This window comes from Stenotrophomonas sp. SbOxS2, assembly GCF_013416715.1.
Classification (GTDB): domain Bacteria; phylum Pseudomonadota; class Gammaproteobacteria; order Xanthomonadales; family Xanthomonadaceae; genus Stenotrophomonas; species Stenotrophomonas lactitubi.
On sequence record NZ_JAAVXD010000005.1, the window covers coordinates 306,840 to 319,353 of the forward strand.

Sequence of the window (12,514 nt, forward strand, 5' to 3'; positions counted from 1 at the left end):
TCGCGTGGAGGCTGGGCCTCCCGCATCCGGACCACCTGCTGGCGGGAGTGACCTCTCGCCAGCTCTCGGAGATGTACGCGTTCGCACGCCTGGAACCGATGGATCAGCCACTGCAGGGGATGCTTGCGCAGCTGACCAGTGTGCTGGCCCAGGTGCATGGCAACGCGACCACGGCCGAGGACTTCCTGCTGGTGCGGCCGCGCGCCTCGCCGGAGAAGGCTGCCAAGGAACGCTCGCAGCAGCTGCTGGAGATGTTCGGCAGCGCATCGCGCCGCAACGCTGCGCCGTGAACCCAGGCGGGGCAGGGCATTTGCTTCTCCGAGGTGTGGCATGCAATCGAACCTGGGGCCCTGCGGGGCCCCTCATCATTCTTGGAGGAACGCATATGGCGTCCACTAACCAGAATCTAGACGTAGTACTGCGGGTCAACACGACGGGCTTCCGTAACGCAATGGCGGAGGCCAGCCGCCTGGCAACGCAGAATCTCAAGACGCTGCGCGCAGAGGCAGAGCGGACGGCAGCGGCCCTGGCGCGTGTGCATTCGGCACCGGAAGGCGCGGCGGCAAAGGCAGGGGCAAGCGCAAAAGGCGGGGAAGATGTACTCCGCAGCGGCGTGAAGGAGCTTGGCAACGGCCTGCTGACTGCTGCAGGCGGCCCATGGGGCATCGCCATCGCGTCGGTGCAGAAGCTGGGCGAAGCGTACGTGGACATGGTCAAGGCATCCGAACGTGCCCGCGCCGAGTTCAATGAACAGATGCAATCGCTGAAGCTGATGTCGTTCACGATGGATGAAGTCGGCAAGGGTCTGCGAGATCGCAGCATGCCGATGGATGTCGCCGTCGCTTCGCTGCATGAGCAGGCGAAGGCCATGCGCGAGCTCGAAGCGCGCAAGCGCGCGCTGGAGGGGGCCGTCACCCATTGGGAAGGGCGCGTGGCCTATGGCCAGCAGTCGGCGCGGGAGGGCGCCGGCATGAGCGCGGGGGCCGACTACGCAGGGCTGAAGGCCGCGCAGGACGCCTTGAAGGAGTTTGAAGGCAAGACCGATCCGGTGCGGCGCCAGTTCCAGGAGCTGCAGGAACATATCCGTGGCTCAATGGATCCAGAGCTGTTCAAGAGGGTCCAGGACGCCATCAGCAATCTCGACATCCAGACGTTGGTCCAGCTCAAGGCGGAGCTTGGCGCTGCCAAGTGGGAGGCGCTGCAGGCGGGCTCGGCCATCAGCGGCATGTTGGGCGGAATGCAGGGTGATGCGTGGCGGGATGAGGTGGAATGGATCCGCCAGACCCGTGGCGAGTACGCGGCGTGGATGGTCGAGCGTGGAAAGCAGATCAATGCAGCCGGCGGCCCGGACAAGATGAACGCGCGTAGCCGCGCCGAATTCAATGCGCTGGCGGCGCTGAAGAAGGCGGACATCGAGCGCAAGGATCGGTTGCGCGAGCAACAGCAGGGATCGCAGCGGACTGTTGAGCGGGTCGATGCTGAAGCGGCGGCTTATCAATCTCTTATCGACCGCGTTGACAAGCAGATCGCACAGGACCGGGTGCAGAGCCAGTTGAAGGAGGGCATGACTGCGACAGAGAAGCTGCAGATCACCTTGCTGGATGAAATGCGGCATGCCGAAAAACAGCTGAGTCTGGAAAAGCGCCAGCGGATCGAAGCATCGCTCGCGGGCGCTGTCGTCAACGCCAAGGAAGCGGCAGCACTTGAGGCTACGAAGAAGGCCCAGCAGGACCTGCTGAAGCTGCAGCGGGAGCTCCAGCAGGCGGCGCAGGCACAGCAGCGCGGCAACGACCAGGAACTGTTCGGCATCGGCCATGGCGCAGCGAGCGTGGATCGCATGCAACGCCGTTCCGCGCTGGATGAGGACCGCGACAACCGAAAGCGTGCGTTGGACGACGAGTCGCGCAGTGAAGACGGCAAGGTCATCGAATCGGAGCGCTACAGGACCCTGCTGGCCGAGCTCGATGCGTTCCATGAGCAGTCCCTGCAACGCGAGGCCGCGTTCCAGGAGAGCAAGAAGGCATACCAGTCCGATTGGAAGAACGGCGCGATGCGGGCCTTCGAGGACTACGCCGACGCTGCCGCCAACGCTGCCGAGCTGAGCCACGGCGTGTTCAGCAATGCCCTAGGGGGGCTGGAAGAAGGCCTGGTCAAGTTTGCCCAGACCGGCAAGCTGTCCTTCTCCGACCTGGCCGACTCGATCATCGCCGATCTGGCGCGCTTGGCAGCCAAACAGATGGTCAGTGGACTGATCAGGTCGGTCGGGCAGTTGTTCGGGCCGAAGATCACCGGCTTTTCCATCGGCGGTTACACAGGCCCCGGTGGCAAGTACGAACCGGCCGGCATCGTCCACAAGGGCGAAGGTGTACTCAGCCAGGAAGACATGGCAGCACTCGGCGGTCCATCGGCATTCTTTGCCCTGCGCACGTCGCTGCGGACCGGCAATGGCCTGTCCGGTGGCGACAGCGGTGGCTATGTGCAGGTGCCGATCGCCCGTGCCGGCGAGGGTGGCATGAACGTGGAAATCAACAATTACGGCGAAAGCCGGGTCAATACCCGGGAAGAGCGACAACGCATGCCGGATGGCAGCGAAGTGCGGCGACTGGTGATCGACATCGTGGGCGACAGCCTCAACGGTGGCGAGCTGGGCGCCATTGGACGGGCCCGATATGGATGGACGGAGGCAGTGGGATGAGCAGTTGGCCAGAGTATGCAGAGATTCGTTTCGCCGACTATGGCGAGGAGATCGTCGCGTCCGAAGAGCGGACCGACATGGAGCGCGGGCCGAGCAAGATGCGCGCGCTCAACAGCCGGGTGATGAAGAATGTGTATGCCTCGGTGCAGTTCCGCAGTGCGGCCGACGCCGAGGCGTTCGAGGAGTGGTACCTGCGCGATGTCGGTCGTGTCGGCTGGTTCACGATGGAGCACCCGCGGACCGGGCAGCCGATCAGCGCCCGCTTTCCGCAGGGGATCGGCCGCCTGATGCCGCTCAACACCCAGTTCCGTTTTTCCAAGCGTGATCTGGTGCTGGAGTACATGCGATGAGCTCGTTCCATGAACGTCGCCAGCGCCTGGCCGATACCCAGGGCCCGCTGATGCTGCTGGAAGTGTCGGCGCCATCGATGCCGGAAGTACTGCGGATCGTCAACGACAACGTGAACTGGACCAGCAACGGCAGCGAGTTCATCGCCGCGCCATTCGGCTTTCAGCTTCCCGACGACGTCAGCGGGCAGGCTCCGCGTGCGCAGCTGGTGATCGACAATATCGGCCGCGCACTCACCGAAGACCTGGAAGCACTGGCCCCGGGCGAGATGGTGACCGCCCGGTTGATGCTGACCGACCGTGCCAACCCGGATGCCATCGAGGCCGAGTACGACCTGCCGATGACCCAGGTATCGGTCAACACGCGTACGGTCAGCGCCCAGTGCGGCGTCGATTTCCTGATGCGCCAGCAGGCCGTGCTGCTGCACGCCAATCCTTTCACGTTGCCGGGGATCTTCTGATGCGCCTGGTCGACGTCGAGCGATGGGTGGGCATTCCCTATGACGAAGCCGCGTGCGACTGCGCCGACCTGGTGGTGCAGGTGCAGCGGGCGCTGTTCGCCCGTGAAGTGGAGTTGCCCGGACGGCGACCGCGCGGGCGGCGCGGCTCGGCCGAGCTGGGCGCGCTGTCGCGCGCGCAGGCGGTTGCCCGCGAGGGCCCACCGCAGGATGGCGACCTGGTACTGATGATTGAACGCGGACAGCACAACCCCGGCCATGCCGGGGTTTTCTTTTTCCTGGCCCACGAGGGCTGGGTTCTGCACAGCAATGAAACGAACGGCTGCAGCGTGCTGCACCGCGTTCGTGACCTGCCCGGATATGGGCTGAGGATCGAGGGATACTACGCATGGAACTGACCCCACAACCGGCGACCGACGGTCGCCTCATCATCACCCCGCATCCGGTGCTGCTGGATGGCCAGCGCAACGTGCCGGTCGACCTGCGCCCGGGCGAAAGCCTGTACGCCTTCCTCATGCGCCATATCGATGGCCTCGATGGGCAGGCCTGGCAGGTCTGCGTGGATGGTATCGATGTCCCGCGTGAGCAGTGGATGCAGGTGCGCCCGCGGCATGGGCAGCTGATCGAAGTGCGCAGCGTGGTCGGCAAAGCGGTGATCCCGCTGGTGGCGATGATCGCGCTGACCTACTTCACCTTCGGCATCGGCACGCTGGTGGCAGGCTCGGCCTGGGGCGCGGGCGCGGTAGCGGGGCTTAGCGCCACCTACGGCACTGCTCTGGCGTCAGCGGTGTACGTGGCCGGCAGCGTGCTGATCAACAAGGTGTTGGGCCCGAAGCCTCCCCGGCCCGGTGGTGGTGGTGTTGCCGATACCGCCTATTCGCTGGCTGCGCCTCGCAACCGTGTGCGCGCCTATGAGCCGCTGGGCCTGCTGTTCGGCTCCACGCGCGTGGCGCCCGATCTGATCAGCCGTCCCTATACCTGGTTCGAGGGCGATGAACAGTTCGTCGGCATGACCCTGAGCCCAGGCATCAATGTCGGCCGTGTCGAGGCGCTGCAGAACGGTGAGTCACCGCTGTCCAGCTATGAGGGGGTGCGCACCTGGTTCCGCGGCTTCCCGCAGATGCCGGACGAAGCGATTCCGCTGTACAGCAATGCGGACGTGATCGAAGGCGCTCAACTGCTGGATACCGGCAGCGACGCCAAGCATGTGGCCAGCCCGTGGGTGGAGCGCACCAGTTCGGCCGAGACGCTGCGCCTGCAGGTGAACGTTGAATTCCGTCTGTGGGACACGACCTCCAAGGGCAAGGACAAGGACAACCGCGAGCAGCTCCAGATCCAGTACCGCCCGGTAGGCACCACCAATTGGCAGTTGTTCGGCAACTACAACCTTGTGGGGCGCACGCAGAAAGCGCGTCGGGTGAGCTACGGTCGCGATGTGGAGCTTGGCCAGTACGACGTGCGTGTGCGCGTGGCTGGACAGAACACCGATGGCAGCGGTGCGCAGGCGAACTTCACCTGGACCACGCTGGTCAGCGTGCAGCGTGACGATGCCAGCCATGCCGGCATTCCCGCGATCGGCCTGCAGATGAAGGCCTCCGGCCAGCTCAACGGCACCCCGGATGAAATCCGCTGCGTGGCCCATTCGCGGCCGATCCCGGTGTGGAAGGGCGATGCGGTTGGCTGGGTGACCGAGGAGACCAGCAACCCTGGCGCGCAGATTCTGGCCTACGTGCGTGGCATCAACGACGAGAATGGCAAGCGCATCGCCGGCCTGGGCATGGCGGATCGACGCATCGACATTGAAAGCCTGAAAGCCTTCATGTTGCATTGCGCAGACAATGCGCTTGGCTATGACTACTGGCTGACGGAAGTGCGCAGCCACCAGGCGGTACTGGACGCCATCGCCCTGGCCGGCTTCGGCCAGGTGACATGGGCAAAGGGTCGCCTGGGCGTGGCATGGGCCGCCGACGAGCAGCCGCTCTCCGGTGTAGTCAACATGGCGACGATCAAGAAGGGCCAGTTCCAGGTCGACTACACCCTGGCCAATGCCGCCGACGGCATCGAGTACAGCTATCTGGACCGCCGCACCTGGAAGGCGGCGACGCTGCGCGTGCCGGCACCGGGTGTGGAAGTGATGCTCAACCCGGCCAAGATCACCGGCGAGGGCGTCAGCACCGAAGCCCACGCCGCGATGCTGGCGCGTTGGCATCTGGCGCAGAGCGTCTATCAGTACAAGTCGATCAGCTACAGCACCGACATCGAGCACCTGGCCTACTCGCGGTTGTCGGTGCTGGCGTTGCAGCACGACCTGACCCAGTGGGGCTTCGGTGGCCGCCTGATCGGCGTGACGGTCGATGCCGAAGGTGTGACCACGCTGCAGCTGGACGAGCCGGTGCCGCCGCCGGCGGTGGGCAGTGCGTTCATTGGCCTGCGCATCCCGGGCGAGCGCGTCTACCGCGTACTGCGCGTGGTACCTGGCAGTGAGCCGAGCGACACCCTGGTGTTGGCGGACCCTTGGCCGGCCGACGCGTCGCTGCCTGGCAGCAGCGAGAACAATCCTGCCCACGACACGATCTGGATCTACGATTTCAAGCAGACGCCGGGTACCCGCGTGCGCGTGACCGGCATCCGTCCGGAAGGCGACCTCAAGGGTGCATCGGTGGACGTGGTGCAGGAAGGGCCCGCGTTCTGGCACTACGTGCGCACCGGCCAGTACGTGCCGCCGTCGAACGAATCGTCGCTGCAGACCCGGCCGATCGCCAGCAACCTGAAAGTGATCGAACGGCAGGTCAGTCAGGGCGGCAGCGTCCATACCGAACTGCAGGCGAGCTTCGACATCAGCGGGCCGGTGGGTGACACGCTGGTGCTGTCCGATCCAGACGGCAATGCCGCGTTGGAGGAAGTCGCACGCACCACGACGCGCTCGGCAAGCTGGTCGATCCCCGGTGCTGGCACCTATCCCGTCGTCGTGCGTCCGTACAGTCCGGAGGGACGCGCCGGCGTGGCGGTATCCACCCAGTACACCACTATGGGCGCCGATGCCCCGCCTGTCCTGGTCGACCTGTTCGACATCGAAGAGCTCAGTGGCGGTGTGCGCCGCTACGTATGGGGCTTCTTCAGCGATACGGTGCAATCGACCGACTTCGCCGGTGTGGAAATCCGCTACACCGCGGGCAGCATCGACAACCCGCTGTGGGAGCAGATGACACCGCTCGGCGATGCGGGTGGCTTCTTCACTGCCGCGATCGAAGCGGTGCTGCCGGCGTCGGGCAGCTGGACCTTTGCCTGCCGCAGTCGCAACACCTCGGGCGTACTGTCGACGGCCGCCCGCTACGTGCGACGTTCGCTTGGCCGCAACGTCGGGCAGACGCTGGAGGGAATCGGTGGCGTGGTGGAGTCGGTCAAGCAGGATCTGGGCAAGGAAATCACTGCCCGCATCGACAACGACCTGGCCAACGCCACCCAGGCGGCCGAAGCACTGCGCAGTGAATCGCTGCGTCTGCAGGGACAGATCACCGAGAGTGCCACGCACCTTGCCCAGCAGGCCGGGCAGCTGGACCAGCAGGCGCTGGCGATCAAGGCAAGCACCGATGGCCTGGCGCGCGAAGTGCTGGACCGCGCTGCAGGCGATCTGAATACCCGCACCGAGCTGACCACGGCGGTGAGCCGCGAAACCAGCGAACGCCGGTCGGATGTCGAGAATCTCACGCGGATGGTGAGCCAGCTGTCGGCCGGCAGTGGCGTGCAGTTTGACAGCAAGCGCATCTGGTACTTCGACAGCAGCGTGGAAGGATGGGGCGCGAACGGTGGCAGTCCTACGCTGGTGGATGGCTGGCTGCGTCCGGCCAACCATGCCAGCGATGCCTTCGTGACCAGCCCGCGTGGCCAGGACGTCCAGGGTGCGGCGCACCGCTTCGTCAAGCTGCGCATCCGCAAGGTGGGTAGTCCTGCCTGGGACGGGCGACTGCTGTGGAACGGCCCCGGCCAGTCGTGGGACGACGCGCGCATGGTGCAGTTCGCAGAGCCGGGCTATGACAGCAATGGCATCGCGACGCTGGATGTGGACAACATTCCGTGGAACGGAACCGTGGTCGACCAGATCCGCCTGGATCTGTCCAAGGCGCAGACCGATGCCCACTACTTCCTGCTGGACTGGGTGGCGATCGGCCGACCGACACCGGGCGCATCGGTGGCGATGCTGCAGGACGAAGCCAGTGCACGCATCGCAGCCGATTCCAGCGAGGCCAGTCGTCGAGAGACACTCGGCGTGCAGCTGCGAGGCAGTTACGAAGGAAGCGATCTGGCGGGCGTCAGCCAGGGCCTGATCGCGGCGGAGAAGTCCGCGCGGCTCAGCGGTGACCAGGTCAACGCACAATCGATCCAGGCACTGCAGGCACGCATGCCCGCAGGTACCGGCGCGGTGGCTACCAATGCAAGCGTCAGCAGCCTGCAACAGGCAATGGTCACTGCCGATACCGCGCTGGGGCGTCGTGTGGACAGCCTGGACGCCACGATGGGTGACAAGGTCGGCTCCAGTGCCTTCAATGCGCTGAAGTCGGAAGTGGGGCAACTTGACGGCAAAGTCACCACCAGCAGCCAAGACCTGGTGCAGCTGAAGAGCCGGATGGAGGCGGTGATGGGGGCGGGCAGCAACCTCGCGCTCAATGGTGACTTCAACCTGGGCCCCGAAGGTTGGACGTTCTTCAATACAACGACGGCATCGGTGGTGCGGGAGGGGCGTGGCAACAGCCTGTGCTGGAAGGCCGGCCCCTATGCCGGTGGCGCCAACACGGTGGTCAGCGCGGCGGTCAATGAGGGGCGGATCATTGCCTTGACGGCCGGGCGCCGTTATCGCGTTTCCTGCTGGACGCGGACCAGCGAGGACTTCGATGGTACGGCCGACAATACCAAGCTTCGTATCGGCGACCAGAACGGCAATCTGATGGCGGCTGCGACAGCGTCGTTCCCCAGGTCCGTGGATTGGGTGAAGACCGAGACCTTCGTGAACCTGCCGGCCTCCGGCACGGTGCAGGGCATCAAGGTCACGATCAATCGCAACGGCACTGCCGGCACGCTGTGGCTGGATGACCTGTGGGTGGAGGAAGTGACCGACGCCGATGCGAATGCTTCGGCGATCACGGGTCTGTCGACCAAGGTGGAGCAGATCGATGGCAAGCTGACGACCGCCGCCGAGGATGTGACACGCCTGGCGTCCGGTATCGGCAACATGGTGGCCTACAACATCATTGCCAATGCGCACATCAACGCCTGGCCCACCGGCGGACCGCGTGCATCGGGTGTTTACCGCGCCAACGGCAGCATCGTGGCCGGCATGGGGGCCAACCGCGGCCTGCGGGTAGGGGTGATCAATGCGGACAACAGCATCAGCAGTACCGCTGTGTTCGACACGTACGGCAATCTGCAGGCTGAATCGGCCCGTTTCAACGCCTGGTACGACGAGACCCTGAAGGACAACCAGTACTTCATCGCCTATACGTCTGACGCGGTGGGGGCGATCAGCAGTGGTACCAACGCCGACACCGTCGGCCTGCGCACGCGCCTGCTTGATGCCGGTCTGTCGCAGGAGAATCTTGTGGCGCTTTCCGGCGGACGGATGCTGGTGATGGTCGGGCGCAGGAAGAGTGGCGCCGGTGGCGGCAGGCAGATCCTGTCTCCGCCCGCGCTGGATGCCAGCCGCGTTGGCATGTGGGTGGAAATGACCATCACCCTGCTCAATGGTGTACCGACCGGATCGCAGGACTCGTCGGCGCTCGACCGTGCCTCGCGGGCCAATGCCGAAGCGCTGACCGGGCTGCGCACCGATGTGGGCAAGCTCGGTACCGACCTGGCATCTGCGGCGGACAGCATCACCAGTCTGGGTGCACGGATCGATACGTCCGTGGTGAGCAATGACAACCTGCTGCGCAACAGCACCTTCGCCGGCAGTGCAGCGTGGTGGACGTTGACCCGCACGCTGCCGGCCAACACCGTGGAGTGGGTGAAGGCCTCTGGCCAGGGCGGCGATGCGTTGTTGATGACGCACGGGCCGCAGGCGGGCCAGAATCCGGCAATCACGGCCAATGATGCGCGCTGGTTGCCGGTGGCTGCCGGCAAGTCACGCCGGTACCGGATGGTGATGATCGCCCGTGCCTTCGATGGCGCGACCGCGACGCTGGTATGTCGCCTGAGGGTGCGCACCACGGGCGTTGGCGAAAGCCATGCGGACGTGACATTGAACCTGACTGACGGTGCCTGGAAAACGTACACGGCGGAGTGGTCGACGGGGCTTGACCGCAATGAAGTGATGCCGCAGGTGCATCTGACCAATGCGAATGGCAAGGTGCTGTTCGACCGCATCGAGTTGTACGACATCACCGATGCACAGGACATCGCCGGCAATGCCACGGCGATCTCCAACCTGCGCACCGACGTGGTGCAGCTTGGCGACCGCGTCACCAGCAGCGCGGCCAATGTGGTCAAGCTGCAGTCGGATGTGCAGTCGATTCTCAACGGAAGCGACAGCCTGTTCCCGCTGGGATCGTTCGAAACCTTCCAGGACGGCCAACTGCTGGCGAGTGCGGCGGGCACGATCTACACCGCCCGCGCCGATGCGCGCCGGACCGGTGAGCGGGGCCTGGACGTGAATGTCGCAGCCAATACCAGCCAGAGCACAAACGCGGACATGTACGTCGGCCAGTGGACCCCCATCACCGGCAATCGTCGCATCTACGTGGAGTACTACGCACGCCTGCATCCGGACAGCATCCAGCCTACCGGAGGCTCCATCCGGGTGGGCTGGCAGACTACCAACGAAGCCAACGCGGAAAGCTTGTGGCCATTGCAGGCCTATGCACTGGCCTCCCTGCGCAAGGATGCATGGACCAAGGTCAGCGGCTACATGGATACTGCGGCCTCTGCCGCGAAGTGGCGGATGCTCGTCAGTATCCCGGGTGGAAATGGCGCTCGGGAAGTGGGCGTCCGCGTACAGGTTGATGATATCCGCATGATCGATGTCACCGATGCCTACGCCGCCCAGCAGAGCGCCGCCGCCACGGCAACGGCGGTCACTGCGCTGACCACGAAGGTGGACCAGCAGGGCACCAGGATCGATGCACAGGCGCAGCAGGTCACTGATCTTTCCAGCAGCCTGAAGGGAGTGCTCAATACCGGCAGCGGCCTGCTGCCCAATCCCGATTTCGCAGAGGGCCTGGGAGGCTGGACCGCATCGGCAGCCGCCAACGGTGCAGTGTGGAGCACGGTCAACGGCGACGGCCGTCCGGGCGTGCTGCTCAATCGATATACCAGTGTGAATCCCACGCTGCAGCCCAATGGTGGCAAGTGGGTGCCAATCAATGGTGCGCGTCGATTGCGCGTGGTCGTACGTGCCTGTGGCGCAGGTGGGGCGAACAACCTGATGGTGCGGATGTATCGCAGAAGCGTCGCCGGACAGCAGTCCAACCAGGACCTGCGTGCCGTGTTCGCTGTGGAGGCATTCGAGACCCGCACGTTCGATTTCGATGCGTTCAACAGCGGGATCGACGCGTGGCGGCTGAATGTGTATGCCTATCCGGACAATGGCCAGGTGCGCGTGGACAGTGTGCAGGTGTACGACATCACCGATCAGTTGGCCAATGATGCCAATGCCTCAGCGATCAGCGGGCTCAGCACGTCCGTTGCGCAGCAGGGCAGCAAGCTGGACACCACCGCGCGTGACCTGACCCAGCTCAAGACGCAGGTGGGCGATGTGTCGGCCAGCGGCTTCTCGCAGCTGAAAAGCCAGGTGAGCCAGCAGGGAACACAGCTGACGGCACTGTCCGGGCGCGTGGATGGCGTGCAGGCATCGTTGGGCGGCAAGGCGGACGCTGCCGTGGTTACCAGCATGCAGGCGCAGGTCAAGAACCTCGGTTCGGGCGGCAACCTGCTGATGAACACCACCTTCCCGTTCTGGCAGCGCTCGGGCTGGGGGTGGGGAAGCAATCCGAACGCGCGCTGGTCCGAACTTGGCAACCCCACCGGCGATGACAGTTGGCATCCGCAGGGCATCTTCGGGCTGGGCGCGGTGACACCCGGTATCGTCGCGGCAGGTGAAGTGGCGTGGTGGGGAACCGAGTACGACATCGCCATCGAGGGTGGCAAGACCTATTGCGCGTCTGCCTGGATCAATACCCATCGCGTGGAAGCCAAGCTGGAGATGACGTTCTTCGATGCGTCCGGCAATCATCTTGGCCTGGTCCACAGCCCTGGTGTGAGGAGCGATACGGGAACTCCGATCACGCTCGACCGCTTGTCGCGGACATTCCTGATCACCAAGGCACCCGCAACGGCGTCTTTCGCGCGCTTCCGCGTCATCGTGATTGGAACCGGTGGAGATACACCTTATTTCTGGCTGTTCCGCCCGATGCTCAGCCAGGTGGATGCGGCAGCAACCACGCCACCGACCTGGTCGGCAGGTGGCACCGAGTCATCGGCACAGTGGTCGGTCAACGTCCGCGCCGACGGCAGGGTAGGGGGTGTGCAGCTGGCTTCCAATGGTCTGGTCTCGCGCTTCGACGTGGTGGCCGATGCATTCAGCGTCAGCGCACCGGGCGGCGGCCGGCGTACCGAGTACAGCGACGGCAACTGGCGTGTCTTCGACGAAGCCGGACGTCTGCGCGTGCGCATGGGTGTGTGGTGACAGGGCGTCTGCCGGCGACGGCAGACGCCCAGCTTGTCAACCGTATCGGCCGCCGGTGAAAGCGGCCTCTTTTTTTCCTGGAGTTCTCATGAAATTCAATGCTCGACTTGTCCTGCTTACCCGCGCCGTGGAGCAACCCGGCGTGGTCAACCTGCACTTCCGCGCGGAGGGGGAGGCGGTCCTGCCGCAGATGGTGATTCCGGTGGCACCGGCCGATGCCTACGCCCTGAAGTTCGGGGGGCTGTATCGGTTTGAGCCGGTGGAAGTGGACGAATTGCCCTCCGCCCTGTCCTGAAAGGTCGGGATGGGGCGGACAAGGGGCTGTCGCGGCAGTTCAGGG

7 protein-coding genes are annotated in these 12,514 nt (G+C 64.9%); all 7 read left to right on the plus strand.

Features of this window, described 5'->3' with window-relative positions:
* Nucleotides 1–47 precede the first annotated feature (47 nt).
* The 7 genes from HFK18_RS10965 to HFK18_RS10995 all read left to right on the plus strand — a co-directional run bounded on the left by HFK18_RS10965 (nucleotide 48) and on the right by HFK18_RS10995 (nucleotide 12,469).
* Nucleotides 48–290: a hypothetical protein gene (locus HFK18_RS10965; RefSeq protein ID WP_235189890.1), complete on the plus strand. Its 243-nt coding sequence runs from the start codon at nucleotides 48–50 to the stop codon at nucleotides 288–290.
* Nucleotides 287–2,695, plus strand: a complete 2,409-nt coding sequence (locus tag HFK18_RS10970; RefSeq protein ID WP_343202956.1) for a phage tail tape measure C-terminal domain-containing protein — start codon at nucleotides 287–289, stop codon at nucleotides 2,693–2,695. The genes HFK18_RS10965 and HFK18_RS10970 overlap by 4 nt, the downstream gene beginning before the upstream one ends.
* On the plus strand, nucleotides 2,692–3,045 hold the full coding sequence (locus tag HFK18_RS10975) for a hypothetical protein (protein WP_180166307.1): 354 nt from the start codon (nucleotides 2,692–2,694) through the stop codon (nucleotides 3,043–3,045). Before HFK18_RS10970 ends, HFK18_RS10975 begins: the two co-directional genes overlap by 4 nt.
* Nucleotides 3,042–3,503, plus strand: a complete 462-nt coding sequence (locus HFK18_RS10980) for a DUF1833 family protein (RefSeq protein WP_032975025.1) — start codon at nucleotides 3,042–3,044, stop codon at nucleotides 3,501–3,503. Before HFK18_RS10975 ends, HFK18_RS10980 begins: the two co-directional genes overlap by 4 nt.
* On the plus strand, nucleotides 3,503–3,898 hold the full coding sequence (locus tag HFK18_RS10985) for a peptidoglycan endopeptidase (protein WP_180166308.1): 396 nt from the start codon (nucleotides 3,503–3,505) through the stop codon (nucleotides 3,896–3,898). Before HFK18_RS10980 ends, HFK18_RS10985 begins: the two co-directional genes overlap by 1 nt.
* Nucleotides 3,889–12,174, plus strand: a complete 8,286-nt coding sequence (locus tag HFK18_RS10990; protein ID WP_180166309.1) for a host specificity factor TipJ family phage tail protein — start codon at nucleotides 3,889–3,891, stop codon at nucleotides 12,172–12,174. The genes HFK18_RS10985 and HFK18_RS10990 overlap by 10 nt, the downstream gene beginning before the upstream one ends.
* 88 nt (nucleotides 12,175–12,262) lie before the next feature.
* Complete coding sequence (locus HFK18_RS10995) at nucleotides 12,263–12,469, plus strand: hypothetical protein (protein WP_180166310.1); 207 nt, start codon at nucleotides 12,263–12,265, stop codon at nucleotides 12,467–12,469.
* The last annotated feature ends 45 nt before the right edge of the window (nucleotides 12,470–12,514 follow it).

Coding starts and splice junctions, on each gene's coding strand:
- HFK18_RS10975 (WP_180166307.1), top strand. CDS start 2,692: ATGAGCAGTTGGCCAGAGTATGCAGAGATTCGTTTCGCCGACTATGGC.
- HFK18_RS10980 (WP_032975025.1), top strand. CDS start 3,042: ATGAGCTCGTTCCATGAACGTCGCCAGCGCCTGGCCGATACCCAGGGC.
- HFK18_RS10985 (WP_180166308.1), top strand. CDS start 3,503: ATGCGCCTGGTCGACGTCGAGCGATGGGTGGGCATTCCCTATGACGAA.
- HFK18_RS10990 (WP_180166309.1), top strand. CDS start 3,889: ATGGAACTGACCCCACAACCGGCGACCGACGGTCGCCTCATCATCACC.
- HFK18_RS10995 (WP_180166310.1), top strand. CDS start 12,263: ATGAAATTCAATGCTCGACTTGTCCTGCTTACCCGCGCCGTGGAGCAA.